Origin of the sequence: Tissierella praeacuta (assembly GCF_040396155.1) — a bacterium.
GTDB lineage: Bacteria > Bacillota > Clostridia > Tissierellales > Tissierellaceae > Tissierella > Tissierella praeacuta_A.
Window position 1 is genome coordinate 1 of the sequence record NZ_JBEBOY010000008.1, and the last position, 17,707, is coordinate 17,707.

Genomic DNA, 17,707 nt, shown 5'->3' on the forward strand with positions numbered 1-17,707 from the left:
TCTCTTTTCCAAGAGTTGTCAACTGTTTTTTTGAACTTTTTTCAAATCTTTATTTGACTTGTTTAATTCAGTGTCACAGCCGACCTTTACTATAATACTCTCATTATTGATTAAAGTCAATACCTTTTTTTAAAAAAGTTGTTTTTTGTTGATTTATAAATTGTTTTGTCATACAAATTAGACAGATTATGATTATTCTATATAGTATTATGCTATATATATGATAAATTATGCAACGCTACGTCATTGTTCTTTCTAGTTCCTTCCTTAACTTCTCTAAAACCTTTTTCTCTATTCTAGATACTGTCATTTGAGATATATCTAGTGTTTTTGCTATGGCAGCTTGAGTTTTTTTATTGAAATACCTTCCTATTAGTATTTGTTTTTCAACATCATTTAACTTTTCCATAGTTTTTACTAAAAAATCATTATCTTCAATTCTACTGAAATAATGATCTTCTTCTCCTATTAAATCTGCTAAATTAACATCTTTATCTTCATTATTTGAATCAAAAGTTACATCTAAAGATTGAGGTGTATATACTTTACTAGCCTCCATAGCTTCTAGTATTTCTTCTTCAGAACATTTAAGATAACTTGCTATATCCTCAATTGTAGGGGACCTTTGTAATTGTTGAGACAAAAATACTCTAGCATTATTTATCTTTTTAGATAATTCTTGTATTCTTCTTGGTACTCTTATGGTCCATCCTTTATCTCTAAAGTATTTTTTTATTTCCCCTATTATCGTTGGCGTTGCAAAACTGGAGAACTCATATCCCTTATCTATATCATATCTATCTATAGCATATATAAGCCCAATACAAGCTACTTGATATATATCATCATATTCTATACCTCTATTTGCATATTTTTTAGATAAAATTTCTGCTATATATATATGCTTTTCAATTAACTTATCACGAGTAGCCTTGTCTTTAGTTTTACTATAAGATTTGAATAGGTTTTTAATCTCCGACTTATCTTTTAATTCCTTGACCTCTTTATCTTGCCCCTTTTTATTAGTCATTGAGCATCATCCTCTATATATTTAACCATTTCTATTCCATCTTCATTAAATATAACTTCATCCATCAATGACTTTATAATTAGCAGACCCAATTCTCTCTCTTTTCTTTCTTCTAAATCTTCTGGTATGTTTTTAGTAACATTTGTCACCCTTACTGATAACTTTTCTTCATCTATTTCAAATACTAATGATATATCTTCTTTATCATTTAACATAAAAGAATTTATACAAGCCTCTCCTATAGATACTTTAATATCTTCAATATCATCTACATTTAATCCCATGCTATATCCTATTCCTGAGGTAGTAAGTCTAACTAAACTAATATAATCTGGCTTTCTAGGTATCGTCAGATTTATTATATCTTTATTCATTTACCTCACCTCTTATAATAAATAGCTTATCTAATTCTGTAATATCAAATATCTTTCTTATATTTGGCTTAACATTTGATAGATAAATCTTAAAATTACTATCTTTAAGCTTTTTTAAGATAGATATCAATGCTCCTAATCCAGTACTATCTACATATTTTAAATCTTTTCCATCTATTATAATATCTGTTTCTTTACTGTTAAAACTTTTCAATACCTCTTCCTTAAACTTAGGAGAAGTATAAATATCTATTTCACCATTGGGTAAAAATATCCATTTGTTTTCTTTTTCATCAAATTGTACTTCTATATTTAAAGACATCATAAACCCCCCTCTATCTACATACAATATGTCTTAATTTTATAATAAAACTACTTTAATGTAAAGCTAAATACCTATGTTTCTAAATCTTTACTTAAAAAGAAAACCTTTACTTTATTCATATCTTTTTAATAATTGAATAAAGTAAAGGTTTAAACTAATTTAGCATACTATTCTTCTTCTACATATTTTGCTACAGCAACTATTTTATCATCTTTCATCTTCATAAGAGTAACTCCCTGTGTACTCCTACCCATAACAGAAATATCCTTTGCTATAAGTCTAATAATTGTACCAGTAAATGAAATCATTAGTAATTCATCATTATCGTCAACAACCTTAGCTGAAACTATATCACCAGTTTTTTCTCTTATATGATAAGTTATTAATCCTTTTCCACCTCTATTTTGAGTTTTATACTCATCTAATGAAGTTCTTTTTCCAAAACCATATTCAGAGATAACTAATAATTTCTTTCCTTCTTCAACTAATTCCATAGCTACAACTTTGTCATCACCTTTTAGACTAATAGCCTTTACACCCATGGCATTTCTTCCCATTTCTCTTACATCATTTTCATCAAATCTAATGGACATACCTTTCTTAGTTATTACAATCATTTCTCTATTTCCATCAGTTTTTCTAACACCTATTAATTCATCACTATCTCTAAGACCAATGGCTATAATACCATTTTTTCTAATATTTTCGAAATTATTTAAACTAGTCTTTTTAATAATACCTTCTTTGGTAATAAAAACAAGATTACTTTCTATAGTATTCTTATCTATAGGTACTATAGCATTTACCTTTTCATCACCTGTTAAATTCAATAGGTTTATTATTGCTGTTCCCTTTGCCTGTCTACTACCTTCTGGAATTTCATATGCCTTTAGAGAAAATACCTTACCTTTATTTGTAAAGAATAATATAGTATCATGAGTTGAAGTAATGTATAGATCTTCTACAAAATCTTCTTCTCTAGTTGTTAAAGCTATTATTCCTTTTCCGCCTCTTCTTTGAGTTTTATAGGTATATTCTGGAGTCCTTTTTATATATCCAAAATGAGTTAATGTAATTACAACATCTTCTTCTTCAATCATATCTTCTATATCTATTTCATCAGCAGAAGGCATTATTCTAGTCCTTCTTGGATCTCCATATTTTTCTTTTATCTCTAATATCTCTTCTTTAATTATTTCATATATCAATCTTTCATTAGCTAATATTTCTTTGAATCTATTAATTTCCTTTATCAATGCTTCATATTCTTCTTCTAATTTTTCTCTTTCAAGTCCTGTAAGACGTCTTAATCTCATATCTAAAATTGCCTGAGATTGTTTATCTGATAGACCAAACTTATCCATTAAAGTTTCTTTAGCTATGGCTTCAGTCTTAGAAGACCTTATTATACGTATTACTTCATTTATATTATCTAATGCTATTTTTAACCCCTCTACAATATGAGCTCTATCTTCAGCTTTATTTAAATCAAATTGAGTTCTTCTAGTTATTATATTTTTCTGATGGGCTATATAATGAGTCAACATTTCTTTTAAATCAAGAATCTTAGGCTCATTATTTACTAAAGCTAACATTATTACTCCGAAAGTAGTTTGAAGTTGGGTATGTTTATATAAGTTATTTAATACTATATTTGGATTTGCATCTCTTTTTATTTCTATAACTATTCTCATACCTTCTCTATCTGATTCATCCCTTAGATCAGATATACCTTCTAACTTTTTATCTCGAACATATTCAGCTATTTTTTCAATTAAATTAGCTTTATTAACTTGATATGGTATTTCTGTTACTATAATCCTATGTCTTCCCTTATTTGTTTCTTCTATTTCAGTAACTGCTCTTACTGTTATTTTTCCTCGCCCTGTTCTAAAAGCAGATTTTATCCCCTCTTTGCCCATTATATGTGCCGCTGTTGGGAAATCTGGACCTTTAATTACTGTCATTAGATCATCTATAGTTGATTCCGGATTATCTATAAGCATTACAATACCATCTATTACCTCTTTTAGATTATGAGGTGGTATATTTGTCGCCATTCCTACTGCTATACCTGAAGAACCATTGACTAATAAATTAGGAATCCTACTTGGCAAAACTATAGGTTCTTTTAATGTTTCATCAAAGTTTGGTCTATAGTCTATGGTATCTTTCCCTATATCTCTAAGCATTTCCATTGCAAGTTTTGTCATTCTTGCTTCAGTATAACGCATAGCTGCTGCACTATCTCCATCAATAGATCCAAAGTTTCCATGACCATCTACTAATGGATATCTAATATTAAAATCCTGAGCAAGTCTTACCATTGCATCATAAACCGAAGTATCTCCATGAGGATGGTACTTACCTAGTACATCCCCAACAACTCTAGCTGATTTTCTATATTGCTTATCTGGTCCCATACCAAGCTCATCCATGGCATAGATTATTCTTCTATGAACTGGCTTTAATCCATCACGTACATCTGGTAAAGCACGGCTCATAATTACACTCATGGAATAGTCTAAGTAGGATTTCTTCATTTCATGTTCAATATTTATCTCCACTATATTATCAAATTCTTTATCCATACTCGACCTCCTATATATCTAAGTTTTTTACAAATCTAGCATTTGTTTCAATAAATTCTCTTCTTGGTTGTACTTTGTCACCCATTAAAGTTGTGAATACCTCATCAGCTGAAACAGCATCCTCTAAAGTTACTTTTAAAAGTGTTCTTGTTTCTGGGTCCATAGTAGTGCTCCAAAGTTGCTCTGGATTCATTTCTCCAAGACCTTTATATCTTTGAATAGAGTAATTGGTTCTTCCTAGTTCATCTAATAAAGTATCTAATTCTTCATCTCCATATACATAGTGTTCTTGTTTACCTTTGCTTACCTTATAAAGTGGCGGCTGTGCAATATATACATGCCCATCATCTATTAATTCTTTCATATATCTATAGAAAAATGTTAAAAGCAATGTTCTAATATGTGCACCATCTACATCGGCATCCGTCATCAATATTATTTTACCATATCTTAATTTTTCTATATTAAAATCTTCACCAATACCTGTTCCAAAAGCTGTAATCATAATTTTTATTTCTTCTGAACCTAAAATCCTATCTAATCTAGCTTTCTCTACATTTAATATTTTTCCTCTCAGCGGTAATATAGCTTGAAATCTCTTATCTCTTCCTTGTTTCGCACTACCACCAGCTGAGTTTCCTTCTACTATATATATTTCAGTGTCCATACCCGCATCTTGACAATCTGCTAATTTCCCGGGTAATGTGGTATTCTCTAATACACTTTTTCTTCTAGTTAAATCTCTTGCCTTTCTAGCAGCTTCTCTTGCTCTCTGAGAAGATATGGATTTATCTAATATTATTTTTGCTTCCTTAGGGTTTTCTTCTAAATATATATTTAGATAATCATATATTAAAGTTTCTACTATACCTCTTGTTTCACTGTTTCCTAGTTTACTCTTAGTTTGACCTTCAAATTGAGGATCCATTAATTTTACTGACAATATCCCTGTTAAACCTTCTCTGACATCGTCTCCGCTTAGATTATCCTCTTTTTCCTTTATAATATTATATTTTCTACCATAATCATTCATAACTCTAGTTAAAGCTGTTCTAAGTCCTGATAAATGGGTTCCGCCTTCTGGAGTATTTATATTGTTTGCAAATGTAAATATATTTTCTGAATATCCATCAGTATATTGAAGAGCTAACTCAACTGTTGTTCCATCTTTTTCTCCTTCAAAATATACTACATCTTTTTGTATAGGAGTTTTATTTTTGTTTATATATTCTACGAAAGATTTTATTCCACCTTCATAATGAAATTCTTTTGTTTTTCCTTCTCTTTCATCTTCCAATATAATTTTAATTCCTTTATTTAGAAATGCCATTTCCCTAAATCTATGTTCTAGGGTTTCAAAACTAAATATTACACTTTCAAATATCTCTTTATCTGGTTTAAAATGAATGGTTGTACCTGTTTCATCTGAGTTTCCTATAGTCTCAAGTTCTGTTTTAGCTATGCCTCTTTCAAATTTTTGCATATATTCGTTGCCATTTCTTCTTACTTTAGCTACTAACCATTCAGATAATGCATTTACTACAGAAACCCCAACACCATGAAGTCCACCTGATACTTTATATGCTCCATTATTAAACTTACCACCTGCATGTAATATGGTTAAAACCGTTTCTACAGTAGACTTTCCTGTCTGTGGATGCTTTTCAACAGGTATACCACTACCATTATCTGATACCTTAACTGAATTATCATCAAAAATAGTGACCCTAATAGTGTCACAAATTCCTGCTAAAGCTTCGTCTATACTATTGTCTACTACCTCATACACTAAGTGATGAAGTCCCTTTGGTCCCGTACTGCCTATATACATACCTGGCCTTTTCCTTACTGGCTCTAATCCTGTAAGGACCTGTATATCTGTGGCCGTATAATGTCTATTATTGCCATTCATCTCATTTTTTTCATTGGCCATTAAATTCCCTCCAATCAAATTATCTATTCATAAGTATTTCTATTTGCTAATGCCTTTGAGGATATATTAGATGTGTAAACCATTGTATTGTTATTATCTGATACAACTATATAGGATTTTGTATTTAGATCTAAGGTTCCAATTAAGCAATTGTCCTCTATTAATCTATTTATAAATTCTCTTGTTATCTTTGTACCTTCAGCAGCTTTTTTGTCCAATATAGCAATTATATTTTTTTCAAATATATAATTGTTATCACCTATATGAATAATCATCCCATGACTCCCATCTATTTTAATTTCCCATTTTCTATATAAAATATTGATTTTTCTACTGTTTCCATTTCTTTTAAATCTATAGCATCAGTTACAGTTATTAATGTCTGCATATCCTGGAAAGATTTAATTAAATATTTACGTCTTTCTTCATCTAGTTCCGAAAAAACATCGTCTAAAAGTAAAATTGGATAAATTCCTCTTTGTTTTTTTATCAATTCAACTTCTGCTAATTTTATAGATAATACTACGGTCCTTTGTTGTCCTTGAGAACCATATGTTTTAATATCCTTATTATTTATTGTCATAGATATATCATCCCTATGGGGACCTAGCTGTGTAGATGTTGTTTCTATATCTTTTTCAACATATCTTTTAAGCTTATCTAAGTATTTTTTTTCCATATCTATTCTATTATCTAATATTTCAATATTAGATAAATAGTTTAATTCTAGTTTTTCATTACATAGAGTTATTTTATTATGAGTACTATTAGATATTTTAGAAAGTTCCTTTATATATCTATCTCTTTCTAAAATTATATCTGTACCTATTTTTGCAAGTTGTAAATCAAATATTTCTAGAAGATTTTTTATATTTGACTGAAATTTAGCAGACCTTAATAGATTGTTTCTTTGAAAAAGAATCTTACTATATCTATTTATATTAAAATTATACACAGGTTTTATTTGGGAAATCTCCATATCTAAAAAGTTTCTTCTTTCTCCTGGACCTCCCTTTACTAATTTTAAGTCCTCAGGAGAAAAAGTAACTATATTTAATCCACTATAGAGCTCTCTATAATTTTTTAATTCTGTTTTATTTACCCTAATTCTCTTTGTTTTTTCTCTTTCCAATTTAACTTCAATAAATTTTTCATAATTTGCTATATTCATCTGTGTTCCAATATAAGCTTCATTTTTATTAAAATTTATTATTTCCTTATCTCTATTTGTTCGAAATGACCTTCCTGTTGCACATATATATATAGCTTCGAGTAAATTAGTTTTTCCTTGAGCATTTTTTCCAATAAATATATTTGTTTTTTTATTTAATTCTATATTTAGACTAAAGTAGTTTCTAAAGTTTATAAGTCTAATATTTTTTACATGCAAAACAAACACTCCTTAAGGTAAATAATATTATACTACAATAAAAGAGCCGTAGTCTTTTATTTCAACAATATCATTTTTCCTTATTTTCTTTCCTCTTTGAATAGTTATTTCATTATTTACCTTTATATCACCTTCACTAATTATAATTTTTGCTTGACCGCCAGTCTGTACAATGCCAGCAAGTTTTAAAAACTGGTCTAATTTAATATAATCAGTATCTATGGATATTTCTTTCATAGTTTTATCTCTCCCCTAAAAATCATCTTGAGCAAGTCGAACTGGCAATACTAAATAAGTATAATTCTCATCTTGTAATGGGTTTATAATACATGGATTTAAACTACCCATGAAATTTAATTGTATATCTTCTGAATCAATTACCTTTATACCTTCTAATATATATCTTGAATTAAATGCAATATTTATATTTTCTCCATTAATCTCTGTCATAATTATTTCATTTACATTTCCTATTTCAGAATTGGATCTTATTAGTATTTGTCCGTCCATTATACTTAACTTTACTAGATTAGCCTTTTCTTCCTTTGCCAGTAATGATGCTCTTTCCAAACTATCTTGAAATGCCTTTTTATTAACTATTGTAGATGTTTTATGATCTTTTCTTATAATTTCCTTATAATTAAAGAATTGTCCTTCTAGTAATCTAGAATATACTATTGTATCTCCTATGTTAAATACTATATGTCCTGATGCAGTTGCAATCTCTATATTATTATCATTATCTTCTATGATTTTATTTAATTCATTTAATGCTCTACCAGGTATTATTATTTTAATTTCAACATCTGATTTTATAGGTAGCTTTCTTAAAGCTAATCTATATCCATCTAGAGCGACAAAAGAAATATTGTTATCCACAATTTCAAGTAATACTCCTGTTAGAGAAGGTCTTGTTTCATCTTGAGTGGTGGCAAATACTGTTTGTCTTATGGCTGATTTAAATAAATCATTTGGCAATTGAAATGTAGTATGCTCTAAAACTATAGGTAAATCTGGATATTCTTTAGCTGAATTTCCGAGTATATTAAACTCCGAATTTTCACATTTAATGTTTATATTATTGTTATCCACATCTATATAAATTGGAGCATTAGGAAGTTTTTTAATTATATCACCAAATATTTTAGAATTAACTACAATAGAACCCTCTTTTTCTATTTCACAATCCACATATGTTTCTATACTCATTTCTAAGTCTGTACCAGTAAGTTTTAATTTATCATTATATGCTTCTAATAATATGCCATCTAATATTTGTAAGGTTGTTCTTGTGGATATACCTTTTTGTGCAATACTTATATGTTTACTTAAATCTCTTTGATTTATTTTTATTTTCATTTTAATCCTCCTTTTTTTCCGAGATATAGAAAGAATATAAAATATATAGTAGTAATAGTAGTAGGGGCTGTGATTATGTGGATAATTGTTGATATATGGAAATCTCGAATACTTATTTAATTTAATAACATGTGGATAACTATTTTATAATCATAAAACTATCCACATAGATTATAAAAACTATCCTTTTAATTCTTTTACTATTTCATCAATTTTTCTTTTTAGTTCAGAGTTTTCATTTATATCGGTACTGATTTTGTCATATGCATGTATGACAGTAGTATGATCTCTTCCTCCAAATTCTTCTCCTATTTTTGGTAAAGATAGATCTGTTAACTCTCTTGTAAGATACATAGCAATTTGTCTAGGGTAAGCTATTGCTCTAGTTCTTTTTTTAGAGTTGAAATCATCAATTTTAACTTTAAAATTCTTTGATATTATTTCTTTTATTAAATCCACAGTAATTTCTATGGACTTGTTACTTGATAGTATATCTTTTAAAGCTTCTTCAGCTAATTCTTCAGTGACTTCGCTATTTGTCAGAGAAGAATAGGCTACTACTCTAATTAGTGCTCCTTCCAGTTCTCTGATATTTGATTGAATTTTAGAAGCTATGTAGAGCATTACATCATCACTAACTTTAATATTTTCAACATTAGCCTTTTTCCTAAGTATAGCAATTCTAGTTTCCAAATCTGGTGGTTGAATATCAGCTATAAGTCCCCATTCAAATCTAGATCTAAGCCTGTCTTCTAATGTAGGAATCTCCTTAGGTGGTCTATCACTTGATATAATTATTTGTTTATTAGCCTCATGAAGAGCATTAAATGTATGGAAAAATTCTTCTTGAGTTCCTTCTTTGCCAGCAATAAATTGTATATCGTCTATTAAAAGAACATCTATATTTCTATATTTATTTCTAAATTCTTCATTTCTATATTCTCTTATGGAATTAATAAGTTCATTTGTAAATTTTTCCGAAGTGACATATACCACTTTTGAATTGGGATTTTGACTAAGGGTATAATGTCCAATTGCATGCATTAAATGTGTTTTTCCAAGACCTACTCCACCATATAAGAATAAAGGGTTATATGCTTGAGCTGGTGCTTCTGCTACAGCTAAGGAAGCAGCATGGGCAAAACGATTACTATTACCTATTACAAATGTATCAAAGGTATATTTTGGATTTAATTGTGCTCGTTGATTGTTATCGCCTACATCTTGTACTACGGGTTGTCCCATATTTAGAGAATATTCTTCTCCAGGTATGATAAATTGAATATCAAATTCTTCTTCAGTTACATGGGAAAAAGCATTTTTTATTAAATTTAGATATCTGCCTACTAAAATTCCTTTTGTAAATTCATTAGGTGCTGCTAATATTACTTTACCAGGAGAAATACTAATAGGTTCTATAGTTTTTAACCAAGTATTAAAACTAACTTCAGTTAATTCGACTTTAATTAGATTTAATACTTCATTCCAAATATTATCTAAACTTGAAGCCATTTTTTTACCTCCTATTCATTAAAATTATTACCAATAGAAAAAAAAATAAACTTATTTATAAAAGTTATAAACAGAGTTATCAACAAAAAAATAAAAACAAATAGATATAAACAAATTAAATTTATAAAAATTCGCTGTGGATAATATATTGATAAAATGTTATTAAAAAAATATTAGATATAAATATTAACTTATCAACAGGGTGAAAAAAATAAAACTGTTGATAAAAAACAAGATAATTAGTGAATTTTAATAAAATAAGTGGATATTTATAAAAGTTATACACATACTATCCACAAAATGTGCATAACTTATAGATATTGATAAGTTTTAAATAATATCCACATGCTATTTTATAATATCAAAATTTAGGAATATATTCAATAAAATTATCCACAAGTTGAACATATTGTTAATAACTTTATTATGAATTTTAGTTTTGTTGAAATTTCTTGACATATTTACTTCAAATAAATATAATCATTAGTAGTATTTGTGTTTTCTTATGGAAAACTCTATATTATTTAATTGTTTATATATTTCTGAAGGTATATTATCGAAGGAGGTGTTTTTCAAATGAAAAGAACTTATCAACCGAAAAAGAGACAAAGAAGTAAAGAGCATGGATTTAGAAAAAGAATGAAAACCAGATCAGGTAGAGAAATTATAAAAGCAAGAAGAAGAAGAGGAAGAAAAAAATTAACTGCATAAGGCCGCTACTCAGGTGGCCTTTTTATAACGACCATTTGTTTTTATCGGATATTTATTGTTAAAGGCCATTTATTTGAATTAAAGGGAGCAAATGCAATGAATAAGGTTTATAGATTGAGAAGTAATATAGAGTTTAGGAAAGTCTATAGTAGTGGAAAAAATTATTGGAATAGAAATTTAGTTCTTTATATGAGAAAAAATAGTGTTGGAAATACTAGGGTAGGTTATTCTATTACGAAGAAAATAGGGAACTCTGTAGTTAGGAATAAAATAAGAAGAAGAATGAAAGAAATTTATAGATTAAATTTTGATAAGATAAAAGGTAATTATGATTTAATTTTTATACCCAAAAAAAATGTGGTAGATATTTCCTATAAAGAATTAGAAAGTGCAATGCTTCATATTCTAAAATTAGCAGGTATGTTAATAAGCCAAAGTGATAATAATGGCTAGATTGGCTATTTTTTTAATTAAAATTTATCAGAATATTATATCGAAATACATTTTAACTAGGAAGAATTGTAGATTTTATCCAACTTGCTCAGAGTATTCTATACAAGCTTATAGTAAATATGGTTTTTTAAAAGGGACTTATTTAACTATAAAGAGAATATTAAGATGTCATCCATTTAGTAAAGGAGGATATGATCCGCTTAAATGATAGGAGGTTTATAAATGACTGCTTTTTTAGGCAATATTTTAGGTAGGCTATTGAAATTCGTCTACGATATGGTATCCCAGATTGGTACAGAGCCAGCAAACTTTTCTTTTTATGCAATGGCTATAATTATAACGACTATAATATTTAAACTTATACTTTTACCTATTAGTTTACATCAAAGTAAATCTTCTAAGAAGATGAATGAGCTTCAACCAAAAATGAAAGAAATTCAAACTAAATATAAAAATGATCCACAAACAATGCAGACGAAAATGGCAGAACTATATAAAGAACACAAATATAATCCAGCTTCAGGATGTTTAATTCTTTTAGTACAATTTCCTATCATTATTGCATTTTTTAAAGTAATGGGTAATCCTACAACATTTGCTTTTAGAGATCCTGGGGTTTATGAGGCTATGAGTAAAGCATTTTTCTGGATTAAAGATTTAAACAATCCAGATCCTTATTTGTGGGGTTTACCATTATTAGCTGCAGCAACAACTTATTTCCAAAGTTTAACTATGTCTGCGGCAACTACAGATCCTCAAGCACAGGCTACGCAAAAAATGATGAATATGTTCCTCCCTATAATGATATTTATGGCAGCAAGGGGGTTTGCTGCAGGACTTGCATTATACTGGGTAATAAGTAATACTTTCTCAATTATACAACAGATAATTTCCAATAAGTCTTTAGGTAAGATTAAGGAGGAGAATTAAAGTCATGAGGTCCGTTATTAAGGTATCAAAAACCATTGATGAGGCAATAAAAGAGGCTTTAATAGAGTTAAACACAATTAGAGATGATGTAGAAATAGAAGTAATAGATGAGCCAAGTAAGGGGTTATTTGGTCTAATTGGCGGAAGAGATGCAAAGGTTAGAGTTTCAGTTGTCTATGACCCTATTGAAATGGCTGATAGTTTTTTATCTAAATTATTAAACTCAATGAATATAAATGCAGTTAATGTAATAAAAAAAGAGGGAGACAACCTGAATGTAGATATAAAGGACATAAGCTCTACTGATATGGGTATCTTAATAGGCAAAAGAGGTAATACACTGGATTCCATTCAATATTTATTGTCTTTATTTATAAATAGAAATAAAGATAATTATACTAAGGTTATAATAGATATAGAGGGATATAGGGCTAAGAGAGAAGAAACCCTAATAAGATTGGCAAATAAAATGGCCGAGAAAGCTAAGTATGTTAAAAGACCTATAAAATTAGAACCTATGAATCCTTATGAAAGAAGGATTATACATTCTGCATTACAAAATATTCCAGGGATTACTACTTATAGTGAAGGTGATGAACCTTATAGAAGGGTAGTTATTCAATCTAAATAAAGTTAAAACCCAGTTATAATACTGGGTTTCTCTTATGATATAGGAAAAATTACAAAATTTTATATAAATGAATGATTTTGGAATAATAGATATTAGATTTAAAAATTGTTTTATTGTTTCAGTATTAATGATATATTAGAGTTAAATAAATGTATAATTTATTTTAGCCTTTATGGATAGATGCAAAAGAGGTGATATTATGACTATTGCTGCTATTTCTACTGCTGTTGGAGAAGCAGGTATTGGTATAGTAAGAATTAGTGGGAAAAGTGCTTTAAATATTGGAAATGCAATATTTAATGGTAGTAAAGTTGAAAAATTAAGTGATGATTATAATAGGAAATTAGTATATGGTCATATAGTAGATAGGAAAAATAATCAAATAATTGATGAAGTCCTAATATCCTATATGAAAGGTCCTCATACCTATACAAGAGAAGATATGGTAGAGGTCTATTGCCATGGTGGTATTATTTCTGTAAAAAAGGTCTTAGAGCTTATATTAGCTAATGGTGCTAGACTTGCTGAACCTGGTGAGTTTACTAAAAGAGCATTTTTAAATGGAAGGTTAGACTTATCTCAGGCTGAAGCTATTATAGATATGATTAGGGCTAAGACTGATAAGAGTTTTGAAGCATCTCTAGACCAATTAGAGGGTTCTTTATCTAGAAAAATAAAAGAAATACGAGATATATTGTTAGGAATGATTGCTCATGTTGAAGTTTCTATAGATTTTCCTGATGAAGATATAGAAGAAATCACATATGAAGATTTGGAAGAGGACGGAAAGAGAGTAAAAGAGGAAATAGAAAAGCTTTTATCTACTGCAGATAGAGGTAAAATTCTTAGAGATGGTTTAAATACTGTAATATTAGGAAAGCCAAACGTGGGAAAATCATCATTATTAAATGCTGTACTTAGGGAAAATAGAGCTATAGTAACGGATATACCAGGTACAACAAGGGATATTATAGAGGAATATGTAAATATTGATGGAATACCACTTAAAATAGTAGATACTGCTGGAATAAGAAATACTGATGATTTAGTTGAGAAAATAGGAGTTAATAAAGCTAAGGAAACTGTAGAAAATGCCGATTTAATTATTGCAGTGTTTGATGCTTCAAGGGAATTATCTGATGAGGATTATGAAATAATAAAGTTAATAAAAAATAAAAAGAGTATAATTCTTTTAAATAAAACAGATTTACCTACTAAATATGATAAGGTATATTTAAGTTCTCTTTTAGATGGGAAAGAAGTAATAACTACATCTATTACATCTGGTATAGGTGTAGAGTTGTTGGAAAATAATATAAAGAATATGTTTTATAGTGGCAAAGTAGAAGTTTTTTCAGATACTGTAGTTACTAATGTAAGACATAAAAACCAATTAGTAAAGGCTTTAGAAAATATATCCCAGGCAATAGAAGATATAAAAAGAAATGTGCCGATAGATTGTATAGAGGTGGATTTAAGGAATTGCTGGGAGAATTTAGGTGAAATCTCTGGTGATACTATTGGAGAAGATATATTGGATAAAATATTTTCTGAATTTTGTATAGGTAAATAAAGAACCAGTGAAGAGTTAATAGTAAAAGTGAATAGTTTTAGTAAGAATTTTGAAATTTAAGCTATTTACTGGGTAAATAAACCCTAAAGGACTACTGAACAAGTACTCTGGTGGGCAAATATTGGTACCTGATTATATTAGTTATTAATTATTTACTGTATTATTAGAAAGGTGAAATTTATGAAAGAAGTAAGACATTATTTTGCAGGAGAATATGATGTCATAGTAATAGGTGCTGGACATGCAGGTGTTGAGGCAGCTTTAGCAAGTAGTAGGATGGGCATGAATACTATGATAATGACAATGAGTTTAGACTCCATAGTGGCTTTATCTTGTAATCCTAACATAGGTGGTACAGGAAAGGGACATTTAGTAAGGGAGATAGATGCACTTGGAGGAGAAATGGCTTTAAATATAGATAAATCCTTTATACAGTCTAGGATGTTAAATACTTCTAAGGGACCAGCTGTTCACTCTTTAAGAGTTCAAGCGGATAAGAAAATGTATCATACTGAAATGAAAAAGGTATTAGAAGATGAACCAAATTTGACTCTAAGACAAGGAGAAATAATAGATATATTGTTGGAAGACAATAAGGTAAAGGGAGTTATAACTAGGACAGGAGCCATTTATAATTGTAAAGCTGTTGTTTTAGCTACAGGCACCTATTTAAGGGGAAGGATTTTCATGGGAGAAGTTAATTATGAATCTGGACCTGATGGAATGTTTCCTTCCATAATATTATCAGATGCATTGAAGGAAAAAGGATTTAAATTAAGACGACTTAAAACTGGTACTCCAGCCAGAGTGCATAGAGATAGTATAGATTATTCTAAGATGGAAATTCAACCTGGAGATAAAGAGGTTATACCTTTTTCATTCTTGAATATGGATAAGGTTTATGATAAAAATCAGGTTCCATGTTATTTAACATATACCACTGAGAAGATGCATGAAATCATAAGGAACAATCTTTATCGTTCTCCTATGTATGCAGGTGATATTGATGGAATAGGACCTAGATATTGTCCATCTATTGAAGATAAAATTGTAAGATTTTCTGATAAAAATAAACATCAAGTATTTATAGAGCCGGAAGGGCTATCTACTAAAGAAATGTATGTACAAGGGGTTAGCTCCACATTACCAGAAGAAGTGCAATTAGAAATGTATAAAGAAATTATAGGGCTTGAAAATGTAAAATTTATGAGATCTGCATATGCTATTGAATATGATTCAATAGATCCTACAATATTGAAAAGAACATTGGAGCATAAAGAGATAAATAATCTTTTCTTTGCAGGTCAAATAAATGGATCATCAGGATATGAAGAAGCTGCTTCTCAAGGTTTAATTGCAGGAATAAATGCAGTATTGAACATAAAGGGTGAGGAACCTTTTATACTTGATAGGTCAGAAGCATATATAGGAGTCCTAATTGATGATTTAGTCACTAAAGGCACAGAAGAGCCATATAGAATGATGACTTCAAGAGCTGAGTACAGACTTACCTTAAGACAAGATAATGCGGATTTAAGGCTTACAGAGCGTGGGTATAAGATAGGATTAGTAACAGAGGAGAGATACACAAAGACCCTTGCAAAGAAAGAAGCCATAATAAAAGAACTTGAAAGACTTAAAAAGGTTCAAGTAAATCCAACAACAGAAAATAATAGAATAATAGAAAGCTTAAATAGTACTCCAATAAATAATCCTACAACTATTTATGATTTAATAAAAAGACCTGAATTGGGATATGATATTTTATTAGATCTTGATTCAGATAGACCTAATTTATTGAGAGAAATTAGACTTCAAGTAGAAACACAGATTAAATATGAAGGTTATATAAAGAAACAAATGATTCAAATAGAGCAATTTAAAAAATTAGAGAATAAAAAATTAAGTCAAGATATTGATTATAATGAAATAAAAGGACTAAGTAATGAATCAAAACAGAAATTAAATAATATAAAACCTGATTCTGTAGGACAAGCTTCCAGAATATCAGGGGTTTCACCTTCAGATATAAATGTATTATTAATTTATTTAGAACATAAAAGAAGGGAGGAGAAGAGAGATAGGGATGAGTAATGTGGATACTTTGTTAGATGGAATAGGGGATTTAAATATTGAACTAACTGAAGAACAAAGGAATTCTTTTATTATCTATAAAAATTTATTAAAAGAATGGAATGAAAAAATAAATATTACTGCCATAACTGATGATCGGGAAATTGATGAAAAACATTTTTTAGATAGTTTAACACCAATTATTACAAAATTATTTGATGGAAAGAAGAAAATAATAGATATAGGTACAGGAGGAGGCTTTCCAGGCATACCTCTTAAGATTTTTAATGAGGAACTTAAAGTTACCCTATTAGACAGTTTAAATAAAAGGATTATCTTTCTAAATGAAGTTATTAATGCCTTAGGATTAAAAGATATAGAAGCTATACATGGTAGAGCGGAAGAATTTGGTAGGGTACCTAAATATAGAGAACAATATGATATTTGCATATCTAGGGCTGTTGCCTCTTTAAATACATTATCCGAATACTCTTTGCCTTTTGTAAAAGTAGGAGGGTATTTTATAGCTATGAAGGGGCCAGATGTAGATGAAGAATTGGAAGAAGCTGAAAAAGGGATAAAACTCTTAGGCGGAAAGATTTTAAAGAAGGAAATAGTTAAGATTCCTAATTCTGATATAATACATTCTTTGATAATTATAAACAAAATTCAAGAAACTTCTACAAAATATCCTAGAGCAGGAGGAAAACCAAAGAAAAATCCTTTATAATATAAGGGAATTTGTAAGAAAAAATTTGGGCAATAAAGAAGGAAATATTCTAATCTATATAGAAATATATAATAAAGTCAATTGAGAAGAGG

General features: G+C 28.9%; 18 protein-coding genes. 8 read left to right on the forward strand and 10 right to left on the reverse strand.

Annotation, left to right across the window (positions count from 1 at the left end; translation table 11 throughout):
- Positions 1 to 238: 238 nt before the first annotated feature.
- The 10 genes from ABWP20_RS05650 to dnaA form a co-directional block, all read right to left on the reverse strand.
- Positions 239 to 1,030, reverse strand: a complete 792-nt coding sequence (locus ABWP20_RS05650; RefSeq protein ID WP_353094587.1) for a SigB/SigF/SigG family RNA polymerase sigma factor — start codon at positions 1,028 to 1,030, stop codon at positions 239 to 241.
- The gene (locus tag ABWP20_RS05655; protein WP_353094589.1) at positions 1,027 to 1,404 is read right to left on the reverse strand and encodes an ATP-binding protein; all 378 of its coding nucleotides are present in this window, start codon (positions 1,402 to 1,404) and stop codon (positions 1,027 to 1,029) included. The genes ABWP20_RS05650 and ABWP20_RS05655 overlap by 4 nt, the downstream gene beginning before the upstream one ends.
- The gene (locus tag ABWP20_RS05660) at positions 1,397 to 1,726 is read right to left on the reverse strand and encodes an STAS domain-containing protein (RefSeq protein ID WP_353094591.1); all 330 of its coding nucleotides are present in this window, start codon (positions 1,724 to 1,726) and stop codon (positions 1,397 to 1,399) included. The genes ABWP20_RS05655 and ABWP20_RS05660 overlap by 8 nt, the downstream gene beginning before the upstream one ends.
- A gap of 170 nt (positions 1,727 to 1,896) precedes the next feature.
- Positions 1,897 to 4,320: a DNA gyrase subunit A gene (gyrA, locus tag ABWP20_RS05665; protein ID WP_353094593.1), complete on the reverse strand. Its 2,424-nt coding sequence runs from the start codon at positions 4,318 to 4,320 to the stop codon at positions 1,897 to 1,899.
- A gap of 10 nt (positions 4,321 to 4,330) precedes the next feature.
- Positions 4,331 to 6,253, reverse strand: a complete 1,923-nt coding sequence (gene gyrB / locus ABWP20_RS05670) for a DNA topoisomerase (ATP-hydrolyzing) subunit B (protein WP_353094595.1) — start codon at positions 6,251 to 6,253, stop codon at positions 4,331 to 4,333.
- A gap of 23 nt (positions 6,254 to 6,276) precedes the next feature.
- Positions 6,277 to 6,528, reverse strand: coding sequence for an extracellular matrix regulator RemB (gene remB, locus ABWP20_RS05675; RefSeq protein ID WP_353094597.1), 252 nt, complete (start codon positions 6,526 to 6,528; stop codon positions 6,277 to 6,279).
- Between the two features lie 14 nt (positions 6,529 to 6,542).
- Positions 6,543 to 7,652: a DNA replication/repair protein RecF gene (recF, locus tag ABWP20_RS05680; protein WP_353094599.1), complete on the reverse strand. Its 1,110-nt coding sequence runs from the start codon at positions 7,650 to 7,652 to the stop codon at positions 6,543 to 6,545.
- Positions 7,653 to 7,670: 18 nt separating this feature from the next.
- Positions 7,671 to 7,880 (reverse strand): RNA-binding S4 domain-containing protein, encoded by a 210-nt coding sequence (locus tag ABWP20_RS05685; protein WP_353094601.1) that lies wholly within the window; start codon positions 7,878 to 7,880, stop codon positions 7,671 to 7,673.
- Positions 7,881 to 7,895: 15 nt separating this feature from the next.
- Complete coding sequence (gene dnaN, locus ABWP20_RS05690; protein ID WP_353094603.1) at positions 7,896 to 9,002, reverse strand: DNA polymerase III subunit beta; 1,107 nt, start codon at positions 9,000 to 9,002, stop codon at positions 7,896 to 7,898.
- 180 nt (positions 9,003 to 9,182) lie between these two features.
- Positions 9,183 to 10,514, reverse strand: coding sequence for a chromosomal replication initiator protein DnaA (gene dnaA, locus ABWP20_RS05695; RefSeq protein ID WP_353094605.1), 1,332 nt, complete (start codon positions 10,512 to 10,514; stop codon positions 9,183 to 9,185).
- Between the two features lie 576 nt (positions 10,515 to 11,090).
- Between dnaA and rpmH the strand changes: the two genes are divergently transcribed.
- From rpmH to rsmG, 8 genes are all read left to right on the forward strand, one after another.
- The gene (gene rpmH / locus ABWP20_RS05700) at positions 11,091 to 11,225 is read left to right on the forward strand and encodes a 50S ribosomal protein L34 (protein ID WP_313756651.1); all 135 of its coding nucleotides are present in this window, start codon (positions 11,091 to 11,093) and stop codon (positions 11,223 to 11,225) included.
- A gap of 96 nt (positions 11,226 to 11,321) precedes the next feature.
- On the forward strand, positions 11,322 to 11,678 hold the full coding sequence (gene rnpA, locus ABWP20_RS05705) for a ribonuclease P protein component (protein ID WP_353094607.1): 357 nt from the start codon (positions 11,322 to 11,324) through the stop codon (positions 11,676 to 11,678).
- Positions 11,671 to 11,886, forward strand: a complete 216-nt coding sequence (yidD, locus tag ABWP20_RS05710; protein ID WP_353094608.1) for a membrane protein insertion efficiency factor YidD — start codon at positions 11,671 to 11,673, stop codon at positions 11,884 to 11,886. Before rnpA ends, yidD begins: the two co-directional genes overlap by 8 nt.
- 14 nt (positions 11,887 to 11,900) lie before the next feature.
- Positions 11,901 to 12,608, forward strand: a complete 708-nt coding sequence (locus ABWP20_RS05715; RefSeq protein ID WP_353094610.1) for a YidC/Oxa1 family membrane protein insertase — start codon at positions 11,901 to 11,903, stop codon at positions 12,606 to 12,608.
- A 4-nt stretch (positions 12,609 to 12,612) separates the two neighbouring features.
- On the forward strand, positions 12,613 to 13,239 hold the full coding sequence (gene jag, locus ABWP20_RS05720) for an RNA-binding cell elongation regulator Jag/EloR (RefSeq protein ID WP_353094612.1): 627 nt from the start codon (positions 12,613 to 12,615) through the stop codon (positions 13,237 to 13,239).
- Between the two features lie 172 nt (positions 13,240 to 13,411).
- Positions 13,412 to 14,812 carry a tRNA uridine-5-carboxymethylaminomethyl(34) synthesis GTPase MnmE gene (gene mnmE, locus ABWP20_RS05725; protein WP_503012514.1) on the forward strand — a complete coding sequence of 467 codons (1,401 nt, stop codon included), beginning with the start codon at positions 13,412 to 13,414 and terminating at the stop codon, positions 14,810 to 14,812.
- A gap of 180 nt (positions 14,813 to 14,992) precedes the next feature.
- Positions 14,993 to 16,906, forward strand: coding sequence for a tRNA uridine-5-carboxymethylaminomethyl(34) synthesis enzyme MnmG (gene mnmG, locus ABWP20_RS05730; protein ID WP_353094615.1), 1,914 nt, complete (start codon positions 14,993 to 14,995; stop codon positions 16,904 to 16,906).
- Positions 16,899 to 17,615 carry a 16S rRNA (guanine(527)-N(7))-methyltransferase RsmG gene (rsmG, locus tag ABWP20_RS05735; RefSeq protein ID WP_353094617.1) on the forward strand — a complete coding sequence of 239 codons (717 nt, stop codon included), beginning with the start codon at positions 16,899 to 16,901 and terminating at the stop codon, positions 17,613 to 17,615. Before mnmG ends, rsmG begins: the two co-directional genes overlap by 8 nt.
- The last annotated feature ends 92 nt before the right edge of the window (positions 17,616 to 17,707 follow it).

Coding starts and splice junctions, on each gene's coding strand:
- rsmG (WP_353094617.1), top strand. CDS start 16,899: ATGAGTAATGTGGATACTTTGTTAGATGGAATAGGGGATTTAAATATT.
- dnaA (WP_353094605.1), bottom strand. CDS start 10,514: ATGGCTTCAAGTTTAGATAATATTTGGAATGAAGTATTAAATCTAATT.
- mnmE (WP_503012514.1), top strand. CDS start 13,412: ATGGATAGATGCAAAAGAGGTGATATTATGACTATTGCTGCTATTTCT.
- gyrA (WP_353094593.1), bottom strand. CDS start 4,320: ATGGATAAAGAATTTGATAATATAGTGGAGATAAATATTGAACATGAA.
- dnaN (WP_353094603.1), bottom strand. CDS start 9,002: ATGAAAATAAAAATAAATCAAAGAGATTTAAGTAAACATATAAGTATT.
- rpmH (WP_313756651.1), top strand. CDS start 11,091: ATGAAAAGAACTTATCAACCGAAAAAGAGACAAAGAAGTAAAGAGCAT.
- jag (WP_353094612.1), top strand. CDS start 12,613: ATGAGGTCCGTTATTAAGGTATCAAAAACCATTGATGAGGCAATAAAA.
- ABWP20_RS05655 (WP_353094589.1), bottom strand. CDS start 1,404: ATGAATAAAGATATAATAAATCTGACGATACCTAGAAAGCCAGATTAT.
- ABWP20_RS05650 (WP_353094587.1), bottom strand. CDS start 1,030: ATGACTAATAAAAAGGGGCAAGATAAAGAGGTCAAGGAATTAAAAGAT.
- yidD (WP_353094608.1), top strand. CDS start 11,671: ATGGCTAGATTGGCTATTTTTTTAATTAAAATTTATCAGAATATTATA.
- remB (WP_353094597.1), bottom strand. CDS start 6,528: ATGATTATTCATATAGGTGATAACAATTATATATTTGAAAAAAATATA.
- gyrB (WP_353094595.1), bottom strand. CDS start 6,253: ATGGCCAATGAAAAAAATGAGATGAATGGCAATAATAGACATTATACG.
- rnpA (WP_353094607.1), top strand. CDS start 11,322: ATGAATAAGGTTTATAGATTGAGAAGTAATATAGAGTTTAGGAAAGTC.
- ABWP20_RS05660 (WP_353094591.1), bottom strand. CDS start 1,726: ATGTCTTTAAATATAGAAGTACAATTTGATGAAAAAGAAAACAAATGG.
- mnmG (WP_353094615.1), top strand. CDS start 14,993: ATGAAAGAAGTAAGACATTATTTTGCAGGAGAATATGATGTCATAGTA.
- ABWP20_RS05685 (WP_353094601.1), bottom strand. CDS start 7,880: ATGAAAGAAATATCCATAGATACTGATTATATTAAATTAGACCAGTTT.
- ABWP20_RS05715 (WP_353094610.1), top strand. CDS start 11,901: ATGACTGCTTTTTTAGGCAATATTTTAGGTAGGCTATTGAAATTCGTC.